Genomic DNA, 26,840 nt, shown 5'->3' on the forward strand with positions numbered 1-26,840 from the left:
TTCCAGACGCCCCAGGCAAACCGCGTCCTGCTGGTGTAATCGGCCGCCGCCCCGGCCGTTCCCTGGACCGTGCGCCAAGCCGCCCGGCGCATTGTCGCGATGACAAGGTGGCCGTTGACGCTTGCCCAGAGGCGGGCCTAAAACCGATCCACGTGGTGATTTGCTGACCGGCTTGCAGGCCACGCTAAATAAGCTGCTAAAAGGTCGGGCCGTACATAAGGTACACCGACCACGCTGCCGCCCTTTGCCGGTCGCGGTTGCCTTATCGGAGTGACGGCCATGGGCCAGACGCCTGACAATCCCAGTTCCCCGGCCACCTTGCGCCCCCGTACCCAGTTGGTGCACGGCGGCACCCGCCGCAGCGGCTTCGAGGAAACCTCCGAAGCCCTGTTCCTCACCTCGGGTTTCATCTACGGCAGTGCCGAGGAGGCCGAGGCCGCCTTCGTCAACGACGGCTCGCGCTTCGTCTATTCCCGCTTCCGCAACCCCACCGTGGCCATGCTGGAGGAACGGCTAGCCGGCTATGAGGGGTTTGCCCGCTGTATCGCCACGGCCAGCGGCATGGCGGCCGTCAACCTGGCGGTCATGGGCCTGCTGAAGGCCGGTGACCGGGTGGTGGCGCCGCACGCGCTGTTCGGCTCCTGTCTCTACATCATCAAGGATCTGGCGCCGCGCTACGGCATCCAGTGCACCCTGGTGGAGGGCACCGACCTGACGCAGTGGGAAGAGGCGCTGTCGACCCCGGCTACCGTCGTCTTCCTGGAAAGCCCCAGCAACCCCACCATGCAGGTGGTGGACGTGGCGGCCGTGGCCGAACTGGCGCACAAGGCCGGCGCCCGCGTGGTAGTCGACAACGTCTTCGCCACTCCGGTGCTGCAGCGCCCCAAGGACATGGGCGCCGACGTGGTCGTCTACTCCGCCACCAAGCATATCGACGGCCAGGGCCGCTGCCTGGGTGGTGCCGTGCTGTGCGATGACGAGGTGGCGGCCCTGATCTCCCCCGTCCTGCGCCACACCGGTCCATCCATGAGCCCCTTCAACGCCTGGGTGCTGCTGAAGGGCCTGGAAACGCTGGAACTGCGCGTCAATGCCCAGGCGGCGTCCGCCCTGGCGCTGGCCCACTTCCTGGAAAGCCACCCGGCGGTGGAGACGGTGCTGTACCCCGGCTTGCCCAGCCACCCGCAGCATGAACTGGCCATGCGCCAGATGAAGGCCGGCGGCACCCTGGTCACCTTCGACGTCAGGGGCGGGAAGGCGGCTGCGTTCCGCCTGCTGAACGCGCTGAAGATCATCAAGATCTCCAACAACCTGGGCGACGCCAAGAGCCTGATCACCCACAACGCCACCACCACCCACCAGCGCCTGACCGATGAGGAAAAGGCCAAGGTGGGCATCAGCCCCGGCACCCTGCGTTTCTCCGTGGGACTGGAGGACGCGGACGACCTGCGCGACGATCTGGCCGCCGGTCTGGCCGCCGCTGTCGGCTGAGGTACTGCCCAAGTGGGCGGCGGTGCGGGTTTTGCCCCGTGCCGCCCTTACACCGGGCGGCCGATACTCTACCCCGTAGCGGTCCTTAGACTTTGGATCGAGGGCCGGTTCCCACTTACTTTATGGACGCGGCGAAGCGTTTCCCATAATGTTGCAGCGCACTATCGCGGCGCAACATAAGGGAGCGCTCACCATGCCGGATCGGCATATCCCTTACCCCACCGCCCCGCGTCCGGCCAAAAGGGCGGGCAAGGGGCGCATCGGCATGGTCATTCCCGGCACGCCGGAGGCCATGCATTTGAAACGGGCCCAGGTGGAACTGGACCGGGTGGCGACCCGGGTGCATGAGACCGCCTTCGCCTCCGCCCACACCATCACCGCGCGGCTGGGCCTGCTGGCCCAGACCGGTGGCGACCCGGTGGCGCTGGGCACCAATCCCGAATTCGAACGCATGGGCCGCGAAAAGGTCGAGGCCTTCACGGACTCCGCCTTGGCCCTGGTGGGGGGCATGCGCGCCTTCCACGACGCATGGTGGCGCTGGCGCGACCATCAGGTCGACGCGCTGGGTGAATTCGCCCGCGCCGCCTGGTCATCCTGGCATCCCGGGGACTGGGTGACGGCGGAGCGCCGCCTGGTCACCTCCACCCTGCGCGCCGCCACCGGCGCCTTCACCCGTTTCAGCCATGCCACCAGTCGCCTGGGCGGTCTGGGCCTCGCGCCCATCCACCGCGCCGCCTCGGCCAACGCCCGCCGTTTGTCGCTGGTGCCGCGACTGCTGCCGCGCCGGGGCATGGAGGGGGCAGGATAAACCGGCGTAAAGCGTGCGCCCGAAGACAGGGAGGGGCGCGCGTCAGGACCAAGTCAGCCTGAAGCCTGAAAACGGAACAACAATATCCGGGAGGCCGCCATGGGACATATGGGCAGGGGTGGGGGCACATCGGGAACCGATGACGCCGCGGTGATCGACGAGAAAAAGGCTGGGCCCGGAAAGGAGTCCGGGGGCAAACGGCTAGCGAAGGCATCGGGCCGCGCATGGGGTGATGCGTGGGAAAAAGTTTGTGCCATACTCCCGGTCCGTCCCGGGAGCCGCGGTGCTGGTACCCCGACCCTGGATGGTGCCCGCCCGGCCGGCCCGAACCGCCGGGCTTTGTCAGAGATTCGCCGCGCCATGTCCCCTGTCGCCAAAACCGCCCCGACCCCGCTGGATGACGCCGCCTTGCCGGAGGCACTGCCCACGGCCGAGGTGCTGACCACTCGTATGGCCAACCTGGCGGATGGCAACCTGCGGCCGGACGCCCTGCGCGCCGGCATCCTGGCCCTGATGCGCCAGACGCTGGACCAGGGCCGTGCCCTCATCCGCCGCCGGCTGGAAAATGGCGGCCGGGGGGAGGTTTGCCTGCGCGAGGCCACGGCCCTGACCGACGCCATCGTCGTGTCGCTGGCCGACTTTGCCCTGCACCGCGTCTTCCCCACCGCCGGCCCGACGCGCGGTGAGCAGTTCGCCGTGGTGGCCACCGGCGGCTACGGCCGCAAGGAGATGGCGCCCTTCTCCGACGTCGACCTGTTGTTCCTGCTGCCCTACAAACGCACGCCGCGCATCGAGCAAGTGGTGGAATACGTCCTCTACCTGCTGTGGGACATGGGGCTGAAGGTCGGCCACGCGGTGCGTTCGGTGGATGAATGCGTGCGCCAGGCCCTGGCCGACATCACCATCCGCACCAGCCTGCTGGAGGCCCGCTTCCTCTACGGTGACGACAAGCTGTACGCGGAGTTTCGCAAGCGCTTCACCAAAGAGGTGGTGGCCAACACCGGTCCCGCCTTCATCGAGGCCAAGCTGGCCGAGCGCGACAGCCGCCACCTGAAGTTCTGCGACAGCCGCTATGTGCTGGAACCGAACGTGAAAGAGGGCAAGGGCGGCCTGCGCGACCTGCAGACCCTGTTCTGGATCGCCAAGTACGTCTATCAGGTCGACAAGGTGAAGGATCTGGTGGCCAACGGCGTGCTGCTGGCCGAGGAGGCGCAGCGCTTCGCCAAGGCGCAGAACTTCCTGTGGACCTGCCGCTGTCACCTGCACTACCTGACCGGCCGGGGCGAGGATCGCCTGACCTTCGACGTGCAGGGTGAGATGGCGCGGCGGCTGGGCTACACCGACCACGCCGGCACCAGCGACGTCGAACGCTTCATGAAGCACTATTTCCTGATGGCCAAGGACGTGGGGGATCTCACCCGCATCCTCTGCGCCACACTGGAACAGGAAAGCCAGCGGCCGCCCCGCTTCGCCTTCCTGCGGCGTCTGAAGCCCAGCGAGCTGGAAGGCTTCGTCATCGACAACGGTCGCCTCAGCATCCGCGACGAGCGACATTTCCGCGACAAGCCGGTGGACATGGTGCGCCTGTTCCGCGTGGCGCAGTGGCACAACCTGGACATCCATCCCAAGGCGTTGCGGGCGCTCGCGCGCTCCATCTCCACCCTGGGCCCCAAGGTGCGCAACGATCCGGAGGCCAACCGGCTGTTCCTGGAAATCCTGGGCTCGCGCAAGGACCCCGAGGTCACGCTGCGCCGCATGAACGAGGCCGGGGTGCTGGGCCGTTTCCTGCCGGATTTCGGCCGGGTCGTGGCGCAGATGCAATACGACATGTACCACATGTTCACCGTGGACGAGCACACGCTGTTTGCCATGGGCATCCTGCACGACATCGACAAAGGCAACCTGAAGGACGAGGTGCCGCTGGCCTGCGAGGTCATCCATACCCTCAGTTCCAAGCGTGCCCTGTCGGTGGCCCTGCTGCTGCACGACGTGGCCAAGGGCCGGGGCGGCGACCATTCCATACTGGGCGCCAAGGTGGCGGAAAAGCTGTGCCCGCGCCTGGGCATGACGGAGGAGGAGACGGAGACGGTGGCCTGGCTGGTGCGCCAGCACCTGACCATGTCCATCGTCGCCTTCAAGCGCGACCTGGATGACGAGAAGACCATCCGCGATTTCGTCGACATCGTGAAGTCGCCGGAACGCCTGAAGCTGCTGTTGGTCCTGACCGTGGCCGACATCCGCGCCGTGGGTCCCGGCCGCTGGAACAACTGGAAGGCCACGCTGCTGCGTCAGCTGTACTGGCGGGCGGAGGAAATGATGTCCGGCGGCGTCGTTGGCGCCGATGGCCGCGAGGCGCGCATCGCGAACGCGCAAGCGGCTCTGCGCGCGCAGCTGCCCGACTGGACCCCGGCCGACATCGACCATCACCTGGCCCTGGGCTATCCCAACTACTGGCTGGCCTTCGACCCGCCCACCCTGGCCCAGCACGCCCGCCTGATCCACGACGCGGAAACCAGGCAGGCGCCGCTGACCATCGAGACCCGTTACGACCCCGGCCGCTCGGTGACCGAGGTGACGATCTACACCGCCGACCATGCCGGCCTGTTCTCCCGCCTGGCGGGGGCCATGGCGCTGGCCGGCGGCGACATCGTCGACGCCCGCATCACCACCATGACCAACGGCATGGCGCTGGATGTCTTCTCCCTGCAGGGGGCCGGGCCCAGCGGCGCCCGCTTCGACAGCGGGGAAAAGCGCACACGGCTGAAGTCTTCGGTGGAAAAGGCGCTGGCCGGCGACATCAAGCTGGCGCCGGAATTGGCCAAGCGCGCCTCGCCCCTGCCGTCGCGCACCCGCGTGTTCCGGGTGCCGCCACGCGTGCTGGTCGATAACAAGGCCAGCGCCGGCTACACCGTCATCGAGGTCAACGGCCGTGACCGGCCGGGCCTGCTGTATGACTTGACCCGGGCCCTGACAGCGCTGAACCTGCAGATCGCCTCGGCCAAGATCTCGACCTACGGCAACGCGGCCGTCGACGTCTTCTATGTGAAGGACATCTTCGGCCTGAAGGTGGCGCACGAGGCCAAGCTGACCCAGATCCGTAAGGAACTGCTGGCCGTGCTGGACGACCCCGATCCGGCGGCGGAACAGCCCAAGGCCAAGCCGGCTGCCCGGCGCCGCACCGCGGCGGCGGCTGAGTAAGGCCCTCCAGGCGGTGTCTCTTTTTCCAATAGGCCCCGACCGGGGCCGCCGGAGCTTTTCGGGGAGCGTCAGCGGACTGAAAGGCGAGGAAGCAAAGCCGGCGGGTGCCGCCGCCCAGTGCCTGAGGGAACATGAAAACTGGCGCCTGCGCCTGTTTTCGGATAATGCGCCAGCACCATGAGCTTCGCGCGCGCTACCGCCACCGTCGGCGGCCTCACCCTCATCTCCCGCGTCGGCGGGTTCATCCGTGACCTGCTGACCGCCTGGGTGCTCGGCGCGGGGGTGTCGGCCGACATCTTCATCGTGGCGCAGCGCCTGCCCAACTACTTCCGTTCCATGTTCGCGGAGGGGGCCTTCACGGTGTCCTTCGTGCCCATGTACTCGGCCGACCTCAAGGCGCGGGGGCGGGGGCCGGCGGACCGGTTCGCCGACCAGGCGCTGTCCTTCATGGTGCTGGTGCTGCTGCCCATCACAGCATTGGTGATGATGGCCATGCCCTGGGTGATGCTGGGCTTGGCCAGTGGCTACGCCGACCAGCCGCAGCACTTTTCTCGCTTGGTGGAGCTGGGGCGCATCACCTTCCCCTACCTGATGTTCATCTCCATCACCGCCCTGCAGACCGGCGTGCTGAACGCCCTGGGCCGGTTCGCGCCAGGGGCGGCGGCGCCTATCGCCTTCAACATCTGCATGATCGCGGCCCTGGGCTGCACCGTCTGGCTGCATCTGGAGGCCAACCTGGGCCAGGCCTGGGGCCTCACCATTTCCGGCATGGTGCAGATGATCTGGCTGGCGGTGTCCTGCCATCGGGCGGGGGTGGCGCTGCGCATCACCTGGCCGCGCCTGACGCCGGACCTGAAGCGCCTGTTCCGCCAGATGGTGCCGGGCGCCATCAGCGCCAGCGTCATCCAGATCAACCTGATCATCGGCACGCACGTCGCCTCGCTGCTGCCCTCGGGTTCGATCTCCTACCTTTATTATGCCGACCGCCTGAACCAGCTGCCGCTGGGCGTCATCGGCATCGCCATCGGCACCGCCCTGTTGCCCACCCTGTCCCGGCATGTCCAGGGCGGGGAGCGGGACGCCATCGACCACCATGTCAGCCGGGGCATCGAGTTCGGCCTGTTACTGGCCCTGCCGGCGGCCTTCGCCCTGGGTCTGGTGCCGGAGCCCATCTATAAGGCGCTGTTCCATGGCGGCCGCTTCGGCCTGGCGGAGGCGCACCAGACCGCTCTGGCGCTGGCCGTCTACGCCCCCGGCATCCCGGCCTATGTCGCGTCCAAGGTGCTGACGGCCATTTATTTCGCCCACCAGGACACGCGCACCCCCATGCGCATCGCCATCGCCACCCTGGTGGGCAACATGGTCCTGGCCACGGTGCTGGCGCTGTACACGCCACTGGCCCATGTCGGCATCGCGCTCGCCAGCACCATTACTGCCTGGGGCAACATCAGCCTGCTGGCCCTGTCGCTGGCCCGGCGTGGCTGGCTGCGGCTGGACCGCCAGCTGCTGACCCGGGCGCCGCGCATCCTGGCGGCCAGCCTGGTCATGGCGGGCTGCCTGATCCCCCTGGCGACGGTGCTGGATCCGTATTTCGTGGACAGCGTCTGGGTGCGCGTGCCGGCGCTGGCGGCGCTGGTGACGGCGGGCCTCGTGGTCTACGGCATCGCCGTGGTGGCCCTGCGCGGCGTCGTCATTTCCGACTTCCTGGCGCGCCTGCGGCGTAGACGGAAGTAAGGGGGCGGAAGTGAGGGAGCGGAAGTGAGGGGTCCGCCCGGCCCGGCTTGACCGCCAGGGGGCCGGGGCCCTACTTTCGCCATCCGGTTTTATCTTCCTGCCAAGGCCATATCCATGAACCGCATCTTCTCCGGCATGCAGCCGACCCGCCTGCTCCATCTCGGCAATTACCTGGGCGCGCTGCGGAACTGGGTGGCCTTGCAGGACCAGTATGAATGCATCTTCTGTGTCGTGGATTTGCACGCCCTGACGCTGCCGCAGGACGCGCCGACGCTGACGAAGAACATCCGCGCCGTGGCCGCCGCCTACATCGCCGCCGGCATCGATCCCGACCGTAATCTGATCTACAACCAATCGGCCGTGTCGGGCCATTCCGAATTGGCCTGGATCTTCTCCTGCCACACCCCCATGGGCTGGCTGAACCGCATGACCCAGTTCAAGGAGAAGGCGGGCAAGCAGAAGGACATGGCGGCCCTGGGCCTTTACGCCTATCCCGTGCTGATGGCCGCCGACATCCTGCTGTACAAGGCGACCCACGTGCCGGTGGGCGAGGACCAGAAGCAGCACCTGGAACTGGCCCGCGACATCGCCGGCGCTTTCAACCGCTTCTATGAGAAGGACGTGTTCCCCCTGCCGGAACCGCAAATCCTGGGTGAGGCGACCCGGGTGATGAGCCTGCGCGACGGCACCAAGAAGATGAGCAAGTCGGACGAGTCCGATTACAGCCGCATCAACCTGACGGACGACGCCGACGCCATCGCCCTGAAGATCCGCAAGGCCAAGACCGATCCGGAGCCGCTGCCGGCCACGCTGGAGGAATTGGCCAAGCGGGCCGAGGCCGACAACCTGGTCACCATCTACGCGGCGCTGGAGAACATCTCCAAGCAGGACGCCCTGTCCCGCCACGCCGGTGCCACCTTCTCCGCCTTCAAGGCCGATCTGTGCGACCTGGCGGTGGCCAAGCTGTCACCCATCACGACCAAGATGAACGAGCTGCTGGCCGACCCGGCCGAGCTGGATCGGATCCTGCGCAAGGGGGCCGACAAGGCCAACGAGATCGCGGCCCGGACCATGGCAGAAGTGAAGGACATCGTGGGATTGCTGCGGCCCTAAGCCGCGCAGAGGTTCCGGTGCTTTGAGATCAACGGCATGGGGCCCGTTCCCCCGTGCCGTTTTTCTTTGGGCGCGGCGGCAAGGCCCATGGCCCGCGTGCCGCCGCTCGGGTAGAGTTGGACCCGTGGCCGGCACGCCTTAAGGGTCCCATGCAAATCTATCTGCCGATCGCCGAGATGTCGGTCAACGTCTTCTGGGTCCTGGGCTTGGGGGCCATGGTCGGCTTCCTGTCGGGCCTGTTCGGCGTGGGCGGCGGCTTCCTCATGACGCCGCTCTTGATCTTCATCGGCGTGCCGCCGGCGGTGGCGGTGGGCACCCAGGCCAACCAGCTGGTGGGGGCCGGCGTCTCCGGCGTCATGTACCATTGGCGCAAGCGCAACGTGGATGTGAAGCTGGGCCTGGTGATGCAGGCCGGCGGCATCGTCGGCACCGTGCTGGGCGTCATGCTGTTCGGCATGCTGCAGCGGCTGGGCCATATCGACCTCGTCATCTCCCTGTCCTACGTCATCTTCCTGGGCGGCATCAGCGGGCTGATGCTGATGGAAAGCGTGCGCGCCCTGTTCCGTGGCCGGCGCAAGGGGGCGACGCGGGGCAAGCTGCACCACCATACCTGGCTGCACGGCCTGCCGTTCAAGATGCGCTTCCCCCGCTCGCGCCTGTACATCAGCGTGCTGCTGCCGGTGGGCATCGGCTTCATCGGGGGCGTGCTGGTGGCCATCATGGGCATCGGCGGCGGCTTCCTGCTGGTGCCTGCCATGATCTACATCCTGGGCATGCCCACCACCCTGGTGGCCGGTACCTCGCTATTGCAGATCATCCTGACCACGGGCGTGGCGGCCGTGCTGCAGGCCGCCACCAACCACACGGTCGACATCCTGCTGGCCATGATGCTGCTGATCGGCGGCGTGCTGGGGGCCCAGCTGGGCTCGCGCGCCAGCGGCTATCTCAAGGGTGAACAGGCCCGCGCCCTGCTGGCCCTGACCGTGCTGGGGGTGGCCGTCAAGCTGGCGGTGGACCTGGTGCTGACGCCGGACGACCTCTATTCCATCACCACCACGGCGGGCCCGAAATGAGGGCGCGGCGCTGGGGCGGGGCGATGGCCGTGCTGGCGTTGCTGGCAATTTGGACCCCGGTGCGGGCCCAGACCCTGGTGGCCGACCTGTCCAGCCACTTGATCGCCATCACCACCGGCTTCACCGGCACCGACGTTGTGCTGTTCGGCGCCATCGACCAGCCGGGCGATGTCGCCGTGGTGATCGAGGGGCCGGAAACCTCGCAGACCGTGCGGCGCAAGGACCGCATGGCCGGCATCTGGATCAATAATGAGACCCTGAAATTCTCCCATGTCCCCGGCTTCTACGGCGTCGCCAGCAACAAGCCGCTGGATGCGTTGCTGCCGCCGGCGGTTGCCCAGCGCCACGAAATCGGGCTTGATCATGTGCGCATGCTGCCGCGCGCCGATGTCGACGCGGCCACGGTGGCGGAATTCCGCGCCGCCCTGATCCGCAACAAGCAGCGCGAGGGGCTGTACGGCACCGAGGTGGGGGAGGTGGTCTTCCTGGGCCAGCGCCTGTTCCGCACCTCGATCAGCTTTCCGGCCAACGTGCCGATCGGGTTGTACACCGTCAGCGTCTACCTCATCCGCAACCAGGACGTGGTGGGGGCTCAGACCACGCCGCTGGCCGTCAGCAAGATCGGCTTCTCCGCCGACATCTTCGACTTCGCTCAGCACAACGGCCTGGCCTATGGCCTGCTGGGCGTGCTGTTGGCGGTGGGCGCCGGCTGGCTGGCCGGCAGCGTCTTCCGCAAGGGCTGAGGCCCATTCTTTCAACCGTTGAGCAGAGGGGTGCCGCGTCCCATGTCCACCGAAGATCCCACCTCCGCGCCTAGCGCCGCTCCCGCCGCCTGCCAGACCCGCATCTTCCTGGTGGTGGTGGACGAAACGGAAGAAATGACCGTCGCCCTGCACTACGCCGCCCGGCGGGCCCGCAGCACTGGCGGCCGCGTGGCCCTGATGCACTGCATCGAGCCGGGCGACTTCCAGCACTGGGCCGCGGTGGAGGACCTGATGCGCCAGGAACGGCGGGAGGAGGCGGAGCAGCTGCTGCAGCGCTTGGCCCGCGACGTGGTGGACATCTGCGGCTCCCCCCCGGCGATCTATCTGCGCGAGGGCGACACCCGCGACGAGCTGCTGGCCCTGATCGCGGAGGAACCCACCATCTCCATCCTGGTGCTGGCTGCCGGCACCGGCACCGCCGGGCCCGGCCCCCTCATCACCTATATCGTGGGCAAGATGTCCGGCACGCTGCGCATCCCCATCACCATCGTTCCCGGCTCGCTGAATGACCTGCAGCTGGATTTGATCACCTGAGGCGCGGCCGATATTCTTGCGTTTGCGATATGGGCGGGCGGCCTGTTTTAAAACTGTGACCAGGATTTTTAAAAGCGGTGATGGCGGTCATTCCGCTTTTGAAAATCCGATCTTTTAAAATCCGCCGGCGCTCGCAATCGCGGGCGCGGCCTCGCGTCGCCAGGGGCACTAATTCCGGCCATTTCCGAGGGTTTTCGCGGCTTGTTTTGCGGCCGTGCCAGTCCCGGCGCGGGGTCGCGCAGACCGGGTCTGTGACGGGACGCCTTGATATTGGCGGACAGTCGCCCCATTTTGGCTAAAATGCTGGTGCACATACGGCGCGCTGCCGTATTTTAAATCCGCATTTCCGTGTTGTCTTTCAAGGTTTTCCGAATGTTCATCCAGACCGAGGACACCCCCAATCCGGCCACCCTGAAGTTCATTCCGGGCCGGGAGGTGTTGGCGCGGGGAACGGCCGATTTCGCCGACCGGACGGCCGCCGACCGCTCTCCGCTGGCGCAAGCGCTGTTCGATGTCGACGGCGTGGAACGGGTCTTCCTGGGCGGTGATTTCGTCACCGTCACCAAGGGTGGGAGCCAGGATTGGTTCACGCTGAAGCCCCAGATCCTGGGCCGGATCATGGAACATTTCGCCGCCGAACGCCCCGTCCTGCTGGACGAAGCGGAAGACGGCCACAGCGAAGGCGAAGAAGAAGATTCCGAGATCATCACCCAGATCAAGGAATTGCTGGACACCCGCGTGCGTCCGGCCGTGGCGCAGGATGGTGGCGACATCACTTTCCACGGTTTCGACAAGGGCGTGGTCTACCTGACCATGAAGGGTTCGTGCGCGGGTTGCCCCAGCTCGACCGCGACATTGAAGGCCGGCATCGAAAACATGCTGCGTTACTACATTCCTGAGGTTGTCGAAGTGCGCGCTGCCCGCTAGTATGCGCGCCGCCCACCCCCCGGATCGGAACGGGGAGGATGTTTGGTGGGCGGCACCTGATGGGATTTGGGACCGACAGAGACGCGTCCCCCCGACGGTGTAAGTTGCCGTGCAGCCATGCCGGCCTGGAGAATGGCCCACATAGTGGCGGGCCCATTGGGTATGGCTGAACGGATTATCCCGGATTTGATTTCCGGCAGCACAAACGTCCCATGGACGCGTACCCCGATCGCCCTATGTCCCTGAGCTGTGGACGCGATCGATGGGGCGGGCGTCTGGACGTTCCTCGGTAACTGTTCGGAGCATTCATTAATGGCGAAGGTCGACACTGCGGGGATTCCCGCGCAGCGCTGGCTGGCTATTGGTTCCGTGCTCGTGATGGTTTTCGCGGTGTTCCCGTTAACCCTCGCTGAGCTGGCGTCCGGAAGCGGTCCGCTTCTGGCACCCACCGGTTTTATCATTCCCGTGACCCGCCCGGCCGCCCCGGCCGTGGCCCAGGTGCAGCAGCCCGTGACCGTCCAGCCCAAGCTGGACGCGCAGAATCTGCTGGCGCTGTTCAAGGAAAAGAATTTCACGCTGGACGAGGTGCGCACCGGCGAGCGTCCCGTGCCCCGCATCGTGCTGGCGGGCCTGCCCCGCGACCTGGGCAAGATGGACAGCGTGGATGACCGCAAGCAAATCTTCGTGAACACCATGCTGCCCCTGCTGCTGCTGGTGAATGAGGAGATCGAGCGGGACCGCGCCCGCCTGATGGCGCTGCGCGACAGCATGAAAGGCCTGCCCGCCGATGCCGCCGCCAAGGCGGCCGCGCCCGCCGCTCCGACCCCCGGCCCGACCCCCGGCCCGACTCCGGCCAATGCCCCCGTCGGCGGCACGGTGGTGACCGCCGCCGTTCATACCCCGGCCGCGGGTGTGACGCCCCACGATGCCGGCGACCCGGCCCAAACCGCCGCGACGCCGACCCCCGGCGCCGCCATGTCGCCGCTGGACCAGGTGTGGGTGGCGCGGCTGGCGGCCCGCTACGGCATGGATCCGGCCCGCAAGATCGACCTGGACGCCCTGCTGCGCCGGGTGGATGTGGTGCCGGTGTCCATGGCGCTGGCCCAGGCGGCCGAGGAAAGCGGCTGGGGCACCTCCCGCTTCGCCCAGCACGGCAACGCCCTGTTCGGCCAGCTGACCTGGTCGGAAGAGGAGAAGGAGGGCATCACCCCCCGCAACCGCCACCCCGGCGATACCTCGCGCTTCCGCAAGTTCGAGGATCTGCTGGAGTGCGTGCGCGTCTACATGCAGAACCTGAACACGCACGACGCCTACGCCCAGTTCCGCGCCACCCGCGCCAGCCTGCGCCGGCAGGGCAAGCCGCTGGACACCATGCTGCTGCTGAACACGCTGGATAAGTATTCCGAACTGGGCCCGGTCTATGTGAAGGCGGTGCGCTCCCTCATCCGCACCAACAACCTGCGCGATTTCGACCAGGCGGTTCTGCACAACGAGCCGCAACAGATCGTGGTGCAGGTGAAGCGGGCCAGCTGACGCGCCCACTTGCACGGGCCCGCCCGCTCTCTTGACGGTTTCTTGATTTTCCGGGCGCCGCGAAGCCGGCAGTCTTGCGGCGCCCCGGACCCCCCGGCATGCTTCGGGGTGCCCACCCGGACAATCACAGGCAGGAAACCGGATCCCATGAGCGAACCCTTGACCGAGGCAGGCAAGGACCTGCTGTTCCGTACCGCGCGCACCCAGAACGGCTGGATCGACAAGCCGGTGCCCGAGGCGCTGCTGCGCGAACTCTATGACCTGTTCAAATTCGGCCCCACCAGTGCCAACTGCAGCCCGGGCCGCATCGTCTTCGTGACCTCGGCCGAGGGCAAGGAACGGCTGAAGCCCGCCCTGTCCGGCAACAACACCGAAAAGACCATGAAGGCGCCGGTCACCGCCATCATCGGCCACGACCTGGCCTTCTATGACCAGCTGCCCCGGCTGTTCCCCCATGCCGACGCCCGGTCCTGGTTCACCAGCAGCGAGGAGCTGGCCCGCACCACGGCCTTCCGCAACGGCACCCTGCAGGGCGCCTACCTGATGCTGGCCGCCCGTTCCCTGGGATTGGACTGCGGCCCCATGTCCGGCTTCGACAACGCGAAGGTCGATGCCGAGTTCTTTCCCGACAGCACGGTGAAGTCCAACTTTCTGTGCAACATCGGCTACGGTGATCCGTCCAAGGTCTTCCCCCGCCTGCCGCGGCTGGAGTTCGAAGAAGCGTGCAACATCGTTTGAGGTTTGACCGGATGGCCTGGGCGGCTGGCTCGGGCCGTCACCCCCGGGCTGAAAGGCGGGGTCCCAGCGCGCCGTCGTCCACCAGCGGATAGCGTTGGGCGTCGGGTAGCTGGTAGTGCCACCACTCCGACATGTAGTGCGTCCACCCTGCCACGGCCATTATGCCCAGCAGCAGGGCGCGGTTGCGCTGGACCTCCGCCGGCACCGTGTCGTCGGTGTGGTAGGCGCGCGGGCTCATGTCGTCGAAGCCCGTACCCATGTCCAGCGGCGTGCCGTCGCCTTGAGCCAGGGTGAGATCCACCGCCACGCCGCGCGTGTGGTTCGAGCCCTCGCGTGGGTCGGCGATGAATATCGGATCCGGCAGGGCCCCCCACAGCGCCCACTGCGCCTGCGGCGGGCGATAGGCATCAAAGATGCGTAGCCGCAGGCCCAGCGCGCCGGCGCGGATGACGGCCCGGGCCAGGCAGGCGGCGGCGGCCGGATGCAGCAGGCAGGTGGGCCGGCGATACAGAGGGCTTCCCGTCAGGTTGTCGGCCGTGGCATAGCGAAGATCCAGGTCGACGTCGAATCCCGTCCCTGGGGCGATGGTCATGAAATGCGGCTGGCCGTTGGGCGCCATGGTCGCGTGCTGCCTCGTCTTGGTATGTCTTGGGTTCGGGAACGTTCTAGGGAAACCGCCATATGGGCCAAACCAGCGCCAGCTCATCGGCCGACGCCTTCCTGCCGGGGCCCACGATAGCATTGGGCATCGATACCGCCACCAGCGTCTGCGCCGTGGCCCTGTGGCGGGTGGATCCCGCCACAGGGCAGTCCCGCGCCCTGGTGGCCAAGGCGGAGGCGCTGGCCCGGGGCCAGGCCGAGCGCCTGCTGCCCCTGGTCGAAGAGGTGCTGGCCGAGGCCGGACTGGATTACGCCGCCGTAGACCGCTACGGCGTCACCATTGGCCCTGGCGCCTTCACCGGCCTGCGCGTGGGCTTGGCGGCGGCGCGCGGCCTGGCGCTGGCCGCCGGCCGTCCGCTGATGGGCGTCACCGGCCTGCAGGCCTTCGCCCACGCCGCTGTTCATGGCCTGGGGGGCGCCGTGCCCGACCGCCGGCCCCTGCTGGTCGCCATCGACAGCCGGCGCGATGACGTCTACCTGCAGGCGTTCAGCGCTGCCGGCATGCCCCTGTCCGAACCGGAAGCGGTGCTACCGGCCGATGTGCCGGCCTTCGCCGCCCGCCTGGGGGATATGCCACTGCTGCTGGGCGACGCGGCGCCGTCGGTGGCGACGGTGTTGAGCAATGCCGGCTGTGACCATTTGGTGGCCACACTCTCCGCCGAGGGGCCGGCGCTGGCGGTGGCGCGCATGACGGCGCTGGCCATCCCGGCCGTGTTGGCCGCTCATCCGGCCAACCCCCTCTACATCCGGGCGCCCGATGTCACGGTGGCCCCGGGGAAACCGGCCTGATGGCGGCCGCCTGGCGGATCCGCCCCGCGCTGGCGGTCGAGGCCGAGGTGTTGGCGACGGTGCACGCCCTGTGCTTCGCCGATCCCGACGTGGCCGGATCGGCCTGGTCCGCCCAGGCCATTGCCGATCTCATGGGCCTGCCCGGCGTCGCCGCCCTGATCGCCCAGGATGAGCAGGAACCGCTGGGCATGGCCCTGATCCGCACCGTGGTCGACGAGGCCGAAATCCTGACCATCGGGGTTACCCCTCAGGCTCGGGGCCGGGGCCTTGGCGCCGCCCTGACCCGGGCCTGCGTCGATGCGGCCGCCACCGCTGGCGCCGCCGCACTTTATTTGGAAGTGGCGGAGACCAACGCGCCGGCTCGCCGTCTTTACGCCGCCACAGGCTTTGAACCTGTGGGCCGCCGGGCGAATTACTACCACCTGGGCGGCCAGCCGGTGGCGGCGCTGCTGCTGCGCCGCGCAGTGGTTGCCGATGCTGAGCGGTAAAGCCGCGCGTCCCGCCAAGGAAACAAAATAAGCGGGTGTATTTTACTTTGTTACACGTATACGATGTATGCCTTCCGGCTGGTCAATCCGCTCCGGTCCGCGCATCTCCACTGTATAGCCGTGCTCGGTCAATGACCTTGGAACGTTCTGAAGCGGCTCACCGCTGTTAAGCCGAATTTCCAGCGTTTCACCTGGCTTCAGCTTTTCCACCGCAAGCTTGGCTCTCACAAAGGTAATAGGGCAAACCTGCGTCGTTATATCCAAAAGACTGGGTATAGGCGTCTCGGTTATCAATCTGTCCTCACGCGATGGACTTGAACGTTATTGCCATGCCTATGGTTTAGACTTATACAAGTCAGGTACTGAATCCTTGGAGTAAGGAAAATGACCGGTCCGTCCGCGGCGAGTGAGTTGTTATCCCTGACCACGGAAATTGTTTCCGCCCACGTCTCCAATAATACAGTGCCCCCGGCCGACCTGACGGCGCTGATCGAACAGGTCTACAAGACCCTGACCAACATCGGGCAGGATCAGCCGGTGGCGGTGGAGAAGCCCCAGCCCGCCGTTCCGATCAAGCGGTCGGTCACGCCTGAATACATTGTGTGCCTTGAGGATGGAAAAAAGCTGAAAATGCTGAAGCGCCATCTGAAGACGGCCTACAACATGACGCCCGAGGAATACCGCGAGAAGTGGTCACTGCCGACGGATTACCCCATGGTGGCCCCGAACTACGCCAAGCAGCGCTCGCGCCTGGCCAAGGAAATCGGCCTGGGCACCCGGGCGCGCGGCGACGCCTGACACCCCCGCGCGGGCCTCGGCGCGGTCGGCTTGGCCTACTGGCCGAGCCGAAGCGCCGGATCGGGCCGGCCGCAGGGCAGGGCTGCGCCGCGACCGCCCCGCGTTCCTGCGGCTTCCAGAATGATCATGCTGGCCACCTCTCGGCCATGGGCGCGAACTGGGACCCGCGAGGATTGGGGATCGACCGCCCCCGACCCGTTTTCCAAGCGATGCCGCCAGTCGCGGCCCCCTCCACCATCGATTTCTGGCGTGCCGGACAGGCCCCGCCGCGACCCGAGTGCCGGGCGTTTCCGCAGCTTTGGCGAAACCGTGGGAATTGTTTCTTCGACCTAACAGACGCGTGAATCTTTCGTGACCCGGTGGGGTTCACCCGCATGAGTCGGTTGACCGCCCCGCGCCGCTTTGTGGTATGCCAATGTCGGAAGCGTCCTCCCGGGGGGTCGTAAGCCCGGCTTCGAACAGGCCAGGACTTCGAACGGGAACGCGTCACGCAAATCGCGACCGCCTCTGGCGCCGCTCAAGGACCGCGAACGAGAGCATGGCTGACATCACGATCGACGCTCTGACCTCTGGCGATCTTCGCATGGGGAGCCTGGAGGTCCGCCTCGCCGAAACCAAGGCTGAGGTCGAGGCCGCCCAGGCCATCCGCTACCAGGTCTTCTACGAAGAGATGGAAGCGCACCCGACGCCGGAGATGCTGCGCCTGCGCCGCGACTTCGATGATTTCGACCCGCTGTGCGACCACTTGCTGGTCATCGACCACGCCCGTGGGGCCGGGGCCGCCGGGGTGGTGGGGACTTACCGCCTGATCCGCCGCGCCGCCGCCGCCCGCGCCGGCTCCTTCTACTCCAGCGATGAATACGATATCGCGCGCCTGGAGGAATACCGGGGCGAGATCCTGGAACTGGGCCGCTCGTGCGTGGACGCCGCCTACCGCAGCCGGCACGCGATGCAGCTGCTGTGGCGCGGCATCGCGGCTTATGTCGCCGTGCACGACATACACCTGCTGTTCGGTTGCGCCAGCCTGCCCGGCACCGACCCCAAGGCGCTGGCCCTGCCGCTGTCCTACCTGCACTATCATCACCTGGCCCCGCCGGCCCTGCGCCCGGTGGCCCTGCCGCACCGCTACGTCGACATGCGGCTGATGGAAGAGCATGATGTGGACCCGCGCCGCGGCTTGGCCATGGTGCCGCCGCTGATCAAGGGCTACCTGCGTCTGGGCGGTTTCGTGGGCGATGGCGCCGTGGTTGACCATCAGTTCAATACCACCGACGTCTCCATCGTGGTGAAGACTGACATGATCACCGACAAGTACCTGCGCCATTACGAGCGGCGCGGCTCGTCCCTGATCTGATCCTGTCCGCTTCCCCAGCATCCGCAACCTCGTTCGGAGGAGGGCATACCATGGCGATCGGCTCCACCCGTGCCGGTTTCCTGCGCTTGGCCCTCTACATGGCGTGGACCTTCCTGTGCATTCCGGTGCAGGCGGCCCTGGTGTCGCTGAACCTGCCGGGGCAGGCGCGCTTCCCCCGGTTCTACCACCGGGTCTGTTGCCGGCTGATGCTGGCGCTGGACGTGGATGTGGTGGGTGAACCCTCCGTCGGCCGGCCGACGCTGTTCGTCTCCAATCATTCCTCCTACCTGGACATTCCGGTCCTGGGGTCCCTGATCGACTGCTCCTTCGTGGCCAAGTCCGAGGTGGGCTTGTGGCCCCTGTTCGGTTTGCTGGCCAAGCTGCAGCGTACCGTCTTCGTCAACCGCGCCAACAAGCGCGAGGCCGGGAAGCAGCGCGACGACATGGCGGGCCGCCTGATCGGGGGGGATAGCCTGGTGTTGTTCCCCGAGGGCACCAGCAGCGACGGCAACCGCGTCCTGCCGTTTAAGACCGCCCTATTCGCCGTGGCCAACACCCAGGTGGACGGCCATCCGGTGGCGGTGCAGCCAGTCAGCGTGACCTGCACCCACCTGGACGACCTGCCGCTGGGTCATGAGCTGCGCCCCTTGTACGCCTGGTATGGCGACATGGAGCTGCCGCCCCACCTGTGGCAGATGATCGGTGCCGGCCGCCTGCGCATCCGGGTGGAGTTCCACCCCGTGGTGTCGCTGGAGGACTTCTCCTCCCGCAAGGCCCTGGCCGATCATTGCTGGCAGGTGGTGGCCGCCGGTGTGGACCGCGCCGTGTCCGGGCGCTGGTCCCGGGCCCTGGCGCCCGCCCGCCCCGCATCATCCGCACCGGCGGGCATCACGCCGGAAGCGGCGACCGGGGCGGCCTGACCACCGACATGACGGAATCCGCCCCGCTTGCCGCCCAGGCCTGCCCAGGCCGAACCCCGCCTTGACTACTGCCCTCGGCCGCCTAATGTTACGGCCAGCGCGCCAGCCCGGGGCCGGCGCGCCTTTTCCTGTTCGTGCGGTGCCCGCGGCCGGTGATCCGGCGCGGCGAGGAGTTCGGTGTGGCGACGTCGCGTAAGAAGCTGTTCATCAAGACCTACGGCTGCCAGATGAACGTCTATGACAGCGGCCGCATGGCCGACGTTCTGGCGCCGCTGGGCTATGAACCGGCGGAGGAGGCGGAGGGGGCCGACATGGTCATCCTCAACACCTGCCACATCCGGGAAAAGGCGTCGGAGAAGGTTTATTCCGAACTGGGCCGGCTGCGCCTGCAGCAGCAGGAGAAGGCGGCGGCGGGCGAGCGTATGATCATCGCCGTGGCCGGCTGCGTCGCCCAGGCGGAGGGCGCCGAGATCATGGCCCGCGCCCCCCATGTCGACATGGTGTTCGGGCCGCAGACCTATCACCAGCTGCCGGAGATGGTGACCCGCGCCGTGCGCGGCGCCGGCGGCGTCATCAACACCGATTTCCCGGTGGAGAGCAAATTCGACCTGCTGCCTGGCGAGGGCGCCACGCCCCAGGGCCCGTCGGCCTTCGTCTCCGTCCAGGAAGGCTGCGACAAGTTCTGCACCTTCTGCGTCGTGCCCTACACGCGGGGCGCGGAATATTCCCGCTCCGCCGCGCAGATCCTGGAAGAGACGCGCCGCATGGTGGCCAACGGCACGGTGGAGATCACCCTGCTGGGCCAGAACGTCAACGCCTACCACGGCGAAGGGCCGGACGGCCGGACCTGGGGCCTGGGCCGGCTCATCCGCGAACTGGCGGAGATCGATGGGCTGCGGCGGATCCGCTACACCACCTCCCACCCCCGCGACATGGACGACGACCTGATCAGCGCCCACGGCCAGGTGCCACAGCTGATGCCCTTCGTCCATCTGCCGGTGCAAAGCGGGTCGGACCGTATCCTGGCGGCCATGAACCGCAAACACACGGCCGACGACTACCGCCGCATCGTCGACAAGCTGCGCGACGCCCGGCCGGGTCTGGCACTCAGCAGCGACTTCATCGTCGGCTTTCCTGGTGAGACGGCGGAGGATTTCGCCGCCACCCTGCGGCTGATCACCGACGTGACCTACGCCAGCGCCTATTCGTTCAAGTACAGCGCCCGCCCCGGTACCCCCGCCGCCGCCATGGCCGAGGGCCGCCTGACCGAGGACGACAAGTCGGCGCGGCTTGAGGCGGTGCAAAACCTGCTGGCCGAACAGCAACGCGCTTTCAACGCCGGCCTGCTGGGCACGGTGCAGGAGGTGCTGTTCGACCGCCGGGGCAAGCATGCCGGCCAATTGCTGGGCCGCAGTCCCTATATGCAGGCCGTCCACGCCACGGCACCCGACCGCCTGCTGGGCCAGGTGGTGCCCGTGCGCGTCACCGCGGTGTCGGCCAGCAGCTTGGGCGGCGAGGTCGTGACCACCGAAAGCGTGCATGGCGCGGCCCAGCAGGGCGCGGCCGCCCGCCCGCCCTTCATCAGCCCCGATATCAAGGCCAATCATCAGGAGATGACGGCGTGACCCAAGTGTCCGGAACGGACCAGCGTATCGATCTGCAGTTCGATGACAATCGCCTGCTGCCCCTGCTGTTCGGGGAACATGAGCAGTATCTTAGCCGGGTCGAGCGCCAGCTGGGCGTCAACCTGATCAGCCGCGGCAACTGCCTGACGATCACCGGACCCGAGGATGCCACCGGCGCCGCCCGCGCCGCCCTGGACGCCCTGTGGGAACGGCTCAAGCGCGGCATGCCCGTTGGCCCGGCCGAGGTCGATGCCGCCATGCGCATCGCCACTGGCGTAGACGCCGAAAGCCGGGGCCGGGCCTTGGCCTCGATCACCCGGCCGGAGGCGGTGCTGAAGACCCGCCGCCGCGACATCACCCCGCGCTCCCCCACCCAGGCGGCCTATCTGAAGGCGCTGGCGGAGAACGAACTGGTGTTCGGCCTGGGCCCTGCGGGCACGGGCAAGACCTATCTCGCTATGGCGCAGGCCGTGTCGCTGCTGATCACCGGCCGGGTGGACCGTATCGTCCTGTCCCGCCCGGCGGTTGAGGCGGGGGAAAAGCTGGGCTTCCTGCCTGGCGACATGCGCGAGAAGGTCGATCCCTATCTGCGGCCGCTCTACGACGCCCTGCACGATATGCTGCCGGCGGAGCAGGTGGCTAAGCGCCTGGTGTCGGGCGAGATCGAGGTGGCGCCCTTGGCCTTCATGCGTGGCCGCACCCTGGCCAACGCCTTCGTCGTGCTGGACGAGGCGCAGAACACCACGCCCATGCAGATGAAGATGTTCCTGACCCGCCTGGGCGAAGGCAGCCGCATGGCCATCACCGGCGACCTCAGCCAGGTGGACCTGCCCAGCGGCGTGAAGTCCGGCCTGCGCGAGGCGGTGGAGGTGCTGGAGGGTGTGGAGGGGGCGGCCTTCGTCCACTTCTCCGCCGCCGATGTGGTGCGGCACCCCCTGGTCGGCCGCATCGTCGACGCCTATGACCGCGCCGACGCCCGCAGGAAGCGCCTCGCCGACAAGGCCAAGGCACCGGTGGAAGCCGGAGAATGATCATGGGCATGGCTCGGGCCGACACCCTGGAGATCATCGTCGAGATCGAGGCTGGCGGCTGGGAAGCCAGCATTCCCGGCGTGGAGCATCTCGTGACCGCCGCCGCGCGCAAGGCCCTGGCCCGGGCGCTGGCGGTGGATGCCGACGCCCTGCCGGAAGGTGAGGGCGAGGTCTCCATCCTGCTGTCCGACAACGCCGCCGTGCGGGTGCTGAACCACCAGTACCGGGGGAAGGACAAGCCCACCAATGTCCTGTCCTTCCCCATGCTGGACCAGGACGACGACGAGGACGGGTTTGAGCTGCCGGAAGGGATGGAACGCCCGCCCTACCTGCTGGGCGACATCATCCTGGCGTATGAAACCTTGATGACGGAGGCGGCGGAACAGAACAAACCCGTCGCCAACCACTTGACCCACCTTGTGATCCATGGCGTGCTGCACTTATTGGGCTATGATCACATTGAGGACGCCGAGGCCGAGACCATGGAACGGCTGGAGACGGCGATCCTGGCGGACATGGGCATCGCCGATCCCTACCGGGACGGTGCCGGCCCCACCCGCGAAGACCCTCAGAGCGAAGAGACCACGCACTAACCGATGGCCGATCTTTCCGACAGTCGAACGCCCCGTGAAGACGGGGCCGAAGATCACGGGTCACTGACCCAGCAATTCCGGGGCTGGCTGCGGGCCGCCCTGGGCGGGCGCGTGGATCCCACGCTGCGCGACACCATTGAAGAGCTGATCGAGGAGAGCAGCGCGGACGAGACGTCCGTGGGCGGCAATGAGCGCACGCTGCTGGCCAACATCCTGAAGCTCCGGGGGCGCACCGTGGTCGACATCATGGTGCCGCGCGCCGATATCCTGGGCATCGAGGCGTCGATCAGCCTGCCCGACCTCATCCGCCGCTTTTCCGAGGACGCGCACTCGCGCATGCCGGTCTACCGCGAGACCTTGGACGACGTGATCGGCATGGTCCACATCAAGGACATTCTGGCGGTGGTGGCGGACCAGCGGCCCTTCGACCTGGAATCCATCGTGCGCGAGGTGCAGATCGTGGCACCCAGCATGCCGGTGCTGGACCTGCTGCTGCACATGCGCCAGGCGCACCAGCACATGGCCCTGGTGGTGGATGAGTTCGGCGGCATCGACGGTCTGGTGACCATCGAGGATCTGGTGGAGGAGATTGTCGGCGAGATTGAGGACGAACATGACGACGCGGTGCAGCCGCGCATCATGGAACGGCCCGACGGCACCCTGATCGCCGACGCTCGCCTGCCGCTGGAGGATTTCGAGGCGCGCGTCGGCGCCGTCCTGGATGACGAGGAGCGGGAGGAGGTCGATACCCTGGGCGGCCTGGTGTTCTCGCTGGCCGGCCGCATCCCGCGCCGGGGCGAAACGTTGGTCCATCCCTCGGGCATCGAGTTCGAGGTGGTGGACGCCGACCCCCGCCGCATCAAGCGGCTGCGCGTCCGCAATCTGCCCCAGGCGGCCGGCCAGGACATGCCGGTGGCGACCGGCTCCTGAACGTCCCGACGCTGCCCGTAATCGGAGACCATCTCTATCGTGAGCCTGCCTGACCGTCTGGCCCGCCTCGCCACCCGCATGCGCGGGAGCGGACGCTGGCGCCGCCTGGGTTTGGCCGCCCTGCTGGGTGGCCTCGCCACCCTGGCCATGCCGCCCGTCAACGCCGTGCCCGTGCTGTGGCTGGCCTTCCCCGGGCTGATCTGGCTGTTGGACGGGGTGGAGCGCCCGGCCGCCGCCTTCTGGACGGGCCTGGCGTTCGCCTTCGGCCATTTCGTGCTGAGCCTCTACTGGGTGGGCGAGGCGCTGCTGGTCTTCCCACGCTTCTGGGCCTTGCTGCCCTTCGCCGTGGCCGGCCTGCCCTTCCTGCTGGGCTTGTTCGTGGGTACGGGCACGCTGGTGTGGTGGGCGCTGGTGCGTCGCTTTCGGATCGGGGGTGTCGCCCGCTGCCTGCTGTTTGCGGTGCTGTGGACGGTGGTGGAGTATGTGCGCGGCCACGCCTTCACCGGTTTTCCCTGGAACCTCATGGGCTATGTCTGGGTGGGGCTGCCGGGGCCGGCGCAGGTGGGCTCGCTCATCGGCGTCTACGGCCTGTCGCTGCTGACGGTGCTGCCCGCCAGCCTGCCGGCGGTCCTGGCCGATGGCGGGCGGCGGCCCTGGACGGCGCCGGTGATGGGCCTGGGTCTAATCATCCTCATGACCATCTACGGCGTTGTGCGCGTGCCGGCGGGTGAGGCGCCGCTGGTGCCGGGTGTCATGCTGCGCCTGGTGCAGCCCAACATCGCCCAGACAGATAAGTGGAACGCGGATGCGGAACTGGATCATGTCCGCCTGCTGCTGGCGCTGTCACGCCAGCCGCAGCCGCCGGGCCAGGCGCCCGTCACCACCCTGGTCTGGCCGGAGACGGCCGTGCCCTATCTGCTGGAGGACGAGCCGGAGCTGCTGAAGGCCGTGGGCCAAGTGACGCCGCGCGGGGGCCTGACCCTGACGGGCAGCCTGCGCCTGACGCCAGCCGGCACACCCGGCGCGCAGGACGGCACCGACACCTACTGGAACAGCCTGGTGGTGGTGAACGATGAGGGCCAGGCGCTGGGCCATTACGACAAGGCCCACCTGGTGCCGTTCGGCGAATACACCCCCTTCCGCCGCTGGCTGCCCCTGCGCGCGGTGGCGCTGGTGTCGCCGGGCAACTCCATCCTGGGGTCGGGGCCGGGGCCCCGTACCCTGGACCTGCCCGGCCTGCCGCCGGCCAGCCCGCTGATCTGCTACGAGGTCATCTTCCCCGGCATGGTGACGGCGCAGGAGGCGGGGACCGGCCCCGGAGAAAACCAGAACGGAAAGGGGGATGCGACAAAGGATCGCCCCTCACCGGAACGTCCAAGGTGGTTGCTCAATGTCACCAACGACGCCTGGTTCGGCCGCACGGCCGGGCCGCATCAGCACCTGGCCATCGCCACCATGCGCGCCATCGAGGAAGGTTTGCCCCTGGTGCGCGCCGCCAATACCGGTATCTCCGCGGTGGTAGATCCCTATGGGCGCGAACTGGGTCATTTGGCATTGGGCTCCCGGGGAGTTCTGGACCTTCCGCTCCCGCAGTCTACGCCCTGGCCTACACCTTATGCCCGATGGGGTGATGGCCCCTTGGCCGCTTTACTCTTGGCTGTATTGGGCGTTATCTATTTTTTCACGCTTCGGATGTATCAGGGTAGGCAGTGCCCTTGAGATGTCCATGACCGGATGTCCGTAACCGGGCGCCGAAGGGACCCGTGGCGGAGCCGTCGGGGTCAATGACCCCGCGATTGTCACCAGGACCAGGCGCCGGCTTGTGGTCGTATGGATCACGCCCCCATATGAGGTTGGCGGACCGAACAAGGGCCGGGGAGCGGGACGGTGGGATGCGGGCGGCGTGCCTTGACCACCCCTGAACGCTTGGCTTAGGGTCGTAATCGATCCGTAACGTGAGGATTTGGATCATGGAGAGTGTAATTGGGGCCCGCCGTTCCACCGGTGGGCGGCCTCGGATCGGAAAGCCCAACCCGATCGACGTTCACGTCGGCAGCCGCGTGCGCCTGCGCCGCACCCTGCTGGGCATGAGCCAGGAGAAGCTGGGCGAGGCCATTGGCCTGACCTTCCAGCAGGTGCAGAAGTACGAGCGCGGCGCCAACCGCATCGGCGCCTCGCGGCTGTTCGACCTGTCGCGCGTGCTGGACGTGCCGGTATCCTTCTTCTTCGACGACATGGCCGGCGACACGCCGAACGACGTCGTGGATGAGGCGCTGTCGCCCGATATGGGCTTCGACGCCGACCCGATGGCCAAGCGTGAGACCCTGGAACTGGTCCGCGCCTACTATCGCATCTCCGATCCCGCCGTGCGCAAGCGCCTGTTCGAACTGACCAAGGCCGTCGCCAATTCCGGTGTGGAATCTGTGTCTGACGTGGCGTGATAGGGTCTGCCCCTTGACCGTTCTGTAGAAGCCTGCGAAAAAACGCCGCCTGGCTGCGAAAGCCCGGGCGGCGTTTTTTGTCGATATCACATCACTCCGCCGTAAATAGCCGTCGTTAATTTAGCCGAGGCGTCCCGTGGCCCAGTCCAATTACATCTTCACCAGCGAGTCCGTTTCCGAAGGTCACCCGGATAAGGTCTGCGATCAAATCTCCGATGGCGTGGTCGATCTCTTTCTGGCCCAGGACCCCTACGCCCGCGTGGCGTGCGAGACGCTGGCCACGACCAACCGCATCGTCATCGCCGGTGAGGTGCGCGGGCCCGAAGGCCTGCTGAAGGAGATCGAGGGCGTCGCCCGCGACACGGTGAAGGCCATCGGCTACGAGCAGGAAGGCTTCCACTGGCAGACGGCCGAAGTGCAGTGCTACCTGCACGCCCAGTCCGCCGACATCGCGGTCGGCGTCGACGCTGCCGGCAACAAGGACGAGGGTGCGGGCGACCAGGGCATCATGTTCGGCTACGCCTGCCGCGAAACCGACGATCTGATGCCGGCACCCATCCATTACGCCCACCGCATCCTGAAGTCGCTGGCCGATGCGCGCCACGGCGGCGTATCGGCGTTGGGCCCCGACGCCAAGAGCCAGGTCAGCCTGCAGTACGTGGACGGCAAGCCCGTCCGTGCGACGTCGGTCGTCGTGTCCACCCAGCATGCCGATGGCCTGGACCAGGAAGCCGTGCGCGAGATCGTGCGCCCGCATGTGCTGAAGGTCCTGCCGGAAGGCTGGATGTGCGATGAGGCACACTTTTACGTGAACCCGACCGGCCGCTTCGTCATCGGCGGCCCGGACGGCGACGCCGGCCTGACCGGCCGCAAGATCATCGTCGACACCTACGGCGGTGCCGCCCCGCACGGCGGCGGTGCCTTCTCCGGCAAGGACCCGACGAAGGTGGACCGCTCGGCCGCCTACGCCGCGCGCTACCTGGCCAAGAACGTGGTGGGCGCCGGCCTGGCCGACCGCTGCACCATCCAGCTCAGCTACGCCATCGGCGTGTCGCACCCGCTGTCGGTGTACATCGACACCGCCGGCACCGGCCGGGTGGATGAGGAGAAGCTGTCCGACGTGCTGCGCCAGCTGATGAACCTCAGCCCCCGCGGCATCCGTGAGCACCTGAAGCTGAACCGCCCCATCTATGCCCGCACGGCGGCCTACGGCCACTTCGGCCGCACGCCGGACGCCGACGGCGGCTTCTCGTGGGAAAAGCTGGACCTGGTGGACGAGCTGAAGCGCGCGTTCTAAGGTT

General features: G+C 67.4%; 25 protein-coding genes and 1 riboswitch. Of the genes, 23 read left to right on the forward strand and 2 right to left on the reverse strand.

Annotation, left to right across the window (positions count from 1 at the left end; translation table 11 throughout):
- The first annotated feature begins 142 nt into the window (after window positions 1-142).
- Window positions 143-220: riboswitch (SAM riboswitch) on the forward strand.
- A gap of 59 nt (window positions 221-279) precedes the next feature.
- From metZ to FBZ87_RS13580, 11 genes are all read left to right on the forward strand, one after another.
- On the forward strand, window positions 280-1,488 hold the full coding sequence (metZ, locus tag FBZ87_RS13530; RefSeq protein ID WP_145610822.1) for an O-succinylhomoserine sulfhydrylase: 1,209 nt from the start codon (window positions 280-282) through the stop codon (window positions 1,486-1,488).
- A gap of 193 nt (window positions 1,489-1,681) precedes the next feature.
- Entirely contained in the window at window positions 1,682-2,296 is a 615-nt protein-coding gene (locus FBZ87_RS13535; RefSeq protein WP_050897889.1) for a hypothetical protein, read from the forward strand.
- 360 nt (window positions 2,297-2,656) lie between these two features.
- The gene (locus tag FBZ87_RS13540) at window positions 2,657-5,494 is read left to right on the forward strand and encodes a [protein-PII] uridylyltransferase (RefSeq protein ID WP_145610823.1); all 2,838 of its coding nucleotides are present in this window, start codon (window positions 2,657-2,659) and stop codon (window positions 5,492-5,494) included.
- Between the two features lie 177 nt (window positions 5,495-5,671).
- Window positions 5,672-7,228, forward strand: coding sequence for a murein biosynthesis integral membrane protein MurJ (murJ, locus tag FBZ87_RS13545; RefSeq protein WP_145610824.1), 1,557 nt, complete (start codon window positions 5,672-5,674; stop codon window positions 7,226-7,228).
- 114 nt (window positions 7,229-7,342) lie between these two features.
- Window positions 7,343-8,341: a tryptophan--tRNA ligase gene (gene trpS, locus FBZ87_RS13550; RefSeq protein WP_145610825.1), complete on the forward strand. Its 999-nt coding sequence runs from the start codon at window positions 7,343-7,345 to the stop codon at window positions 8,339-8,341.
- Between the two features lie 149 nt (window positions 8,342-8,490).
- Window positions 8,491-9,414 (forward strand): sulfite exporter TauE/SafE family protein, encoded by a 924-nt coding sequence (locus tag FBZ87_RS13555; protein ID WP_145610826.1) that lies wholly within the window; start codon window positions 8,491-8,493, stop codon window positions 9,412-9,414.
- Window positions 9,411-10,157 carry a TIGR02186 family protein gene (locus FBZ87_RS13560; protein ID WP_246134391.1) on the forward strand — a complete coding sequence of 249 codons (747 nt, stop codon included), beginning with the start codon at window positions 9,411-9,413 and terminating at the stop codon, window positions 10,155-10,157. Before FBZ87_RS13555 ends, FBZ87_RS13560 begins: the two co-directional genes overlap by 4 nt.
- A gap of 42 nt (window positions 10,158-10,199) precedes the next feature.
- Window positions 10,200-10,712, forward strand: a complete 513-nt coding sequence (locus FBZ87_RS13565; protein WP_145610827.1) for a universal stress protein — start codon at window positions 10,200-10,202, stop codon at window positions 10,710-10,712.
- Window positions 10,713-11,084: 372 nt separating this feature from the next.
- Window positions 11,085-11,639: a NifU family protein gene (locus FBZ87_RS13570; RefSeq protein ID WP_004271492.1), complete on the forward strand. Its 555-nt coding sequence runs from the start codon at window positions 11,085-11,087 to the stop codon at window positions 11,637-11,639.
- Window positions 11,640-12,104: 465 nt separating this feature from the next.
- Entirely contained in the window at window positions 12,105-13,172 is a 1,068-nt protein-coding gene (locus FBZ87_RS13575; protein ID WP_145610828.1) for a glucosaminidase domain-containing protein, read from the forward strand.
- A gap of 147 nt (window positions 13,173-13,319) precedes the next feature.
- Window positions 13,320-13,910, forward strand: coding sequence for a malonic semialdehyde reductase (locus FBZ87_RS13580; RefSeq protein WP_145610829.1), 591 nt, complete (start codon window positions 13,320-13,322; stop codon window positions 13,908-13,910).
- 37 nt (window positions 13,911-13,947) lie between these two features.
- Here FBZ87_RS13580 and ddpX read toward each other — a convergent pair whose 3' ends face one another.
- Window positions 13,948-14,529 (reverse strand): D-alanyl-D-alanine dipeptidase, encoded by a 582-nt coding sequence (gene ddpX / locus FBZ87_RS13585; RefSeq protein ID WP_145610830.1) that lies wholly within the window; start codon window positions 14,527-14,529, stop codon window positions 13,948-13,950.
- Between the two features lie 62 nt (window positions 14,530-14,591).
- On the opposite strand from ddpX, the gene tsaB reads away from it, so the two are divergent.
- Both tsaB and FBZ87_RS13595 read left to right on the forward strand, forming a co-directional pair.
- Window positions 14,592-15,359 (forward strand): tRNA (adenosine(37)-N6)-threonylcarbamoyltransferase complex dimerization subunit type 1 TsaB, encoded by a 768-nt coding sequence (gene tsaB / locus FBZ87_RS13590; protein WP_145610831.1) that lies wholly within the window; start codon window positions 14,592-14,594, stop codon window positions 15,357-15,359.
- Complete coding sequence (locus FBZ87_RS13595) at window positions 15,359-15,847, forward strand: GNAT family N-acetyltransferase (RefSeq protein WP_246134392.1); 489 nt, start codon at window positions 15,359-15,361, stop codon at window positions 15,845-15,847. The genes tsaB and FBZ87_RS13595 overlap by 1 nt, the downstream gene beginning before the upstream one ends.
- 42 nt (window positions 15,848-15,889) lie before the next feature.
- Here FBZ87_RS13595 and FBZ87_RS13600 read toward each other — a convergent pair whose 3' ends face one another.
- A complete protein-coding gene (locus tag FBZ87_RS13600; RefSeq protein ID WP_342780914.1) occupies window positions 15,890-16,141 on the reverse strand; it encodes a sulfurtransferase TusA family protein in 252 nt (83 codons plus the stop codon).
- 90 nt (window positions 16,142-16,231) lie between these two features.
- On the opposite strand from FBZ87_RS13600, the gene FBZ87_RS13605 reads away from it, so the two are divergent.
- From FBZ87_RS13605 to metK, 10 genes are all read left to right on the forward strand, one after another.
- Window positions 16,232-16,645: a Ros/MucR family transcriptional regulator gene (locus tag FBZ87_RS13605; RefSeq protein ID WP_088870415.1), complete on the forward strand. Its 414-nt coding sequence runs from the start codon at window positions 16,232-16,234 to the stop codon at window positions 16,643-16,645.
- Between the two features lie 538 nt (window positions 16,646-17,183).
- The gene (locus FBZ87_RS13610) at window positions 17,184-17,999 is read left to right on the forward strand and encodes a GNAT family N-acetyltransferase (RefSeq protein WP_145610832.1); all 816 of its coding nucleotides are present in this window, start codon (window positions 17,184-17,186) and stop codon (window positions 17,997-17,999) included.
- Between the two features lie 50 nt (window positions 18,000-18,049).
- Window positions 18,050-18,919: a lysophospholipid acyltransferase family protein gene (locus FBZ87_RS13615; RefSeq protein WP_145610833.1), complete on the forward strand. Its 870-nt coding sequence runs from the start codon at window positions 18,050-18,052 to the stop codon at window positions 18,917-18,919.
- Between the two features lie 179 nt (window positions 18,920-19,098).
- Entirely contained in the window at window positions 19,099-20,544 is a 1,446-nt protein-coding gene (gene miaB, locus FBZ87_RS13620) for a tRNA (N6-isopentenyl adenosine(37)-C2)-methylthiotransferase MiaB (protein ID WP_277906927.1), read from the forward strand.
- Window positions 20,545-20,549: 5 nt separating this feature from the next.
- The gene (locus FBZ87_RS13625) at window positions 20,550-21,575 is read left to right on the forward strand and encodes a PhoH family protein (RefSeq protein ID WP_186454768.1); all 1,026 of its coding nucleotides are present in this window, start codon (window positions 20,550-20,552) and stop codon (window positions 21,573-21,575) included.
- Window positions 21,572-22,168, forward strand: coding sequence for an rRNA maturation RNase YbeY (gene ybeY / locus FBZ87_RS13630; RefSeq protein WP_145610834.1), 597 nt, complete (start codon window positions 21,572-21,574; stop codon window positions 22,166-22,168). Before FBZ87_RS13625 ends, ybeY begins: the two co-directional genes overlap by 4 nt.
- Window positions 22,169-22,171: 3 nt before the next feature.
- Entirely contained in the window at window positions 22,172-23,098 is a 927-nt protein-coding gene (locus FBZ87_RS13635) for a hemolysin family protein (RefSeq protein ID WP_145610835.1), read from the forward strand.
- Window positions 23,099-23,137: 39 nt separating this feature from the next.
- Window positions 23,138-24,817, forward strand: coding sequence for an apolipoprotein N-acyltransferase (lnt, locus tag FBZ87_RS13640; protein WP_145610836.1), 1,680 nt, complete (start codon window positions 23,138-23,140; stop codon window positions 24,815-24,817).
- Between the two features lie 251 nt (window positions 24,818-25,068).
- Window positions 25,069-25,539, forward strand: a complete 471-nt coding sequence (locus FBZ87_RS13645) for a helix-turn-helix domain-containing protein (protein WP_040844755.1) — start codon at window positions 25,069-25,071, stop codon at window positions 25,537-25,539.
- A gap of 136 nt (window positions 25,540-25,675) precedes the next feature.
- The gene (metK, locus tag FBZ87_RS13650; protein WP_145610837.1) at window positions 25,676-26,836 is read left to right on the forward strand and encodes a methionine adenosyltransferase; all 1,161 of its coding nucleotides are present in this window, start codon (window positions 25,676-25,678) and stop codon (window positions 26,834-26,836) included.
- The last annotated feature ends 4 nt before the right edge of the window (window positions 26,837-26,840 follow it).

It is taken from the genome of Nitrospirillum amazonense (assembly GCF_007828035.1).
Classification (GTDB): domain Bacteria; phylum Pseudomonadota; class Alphaproteobacteria; order Azospirillales; family Azospirillaceae; genus Nitrospirillum; species Nitrospirillum amazonense.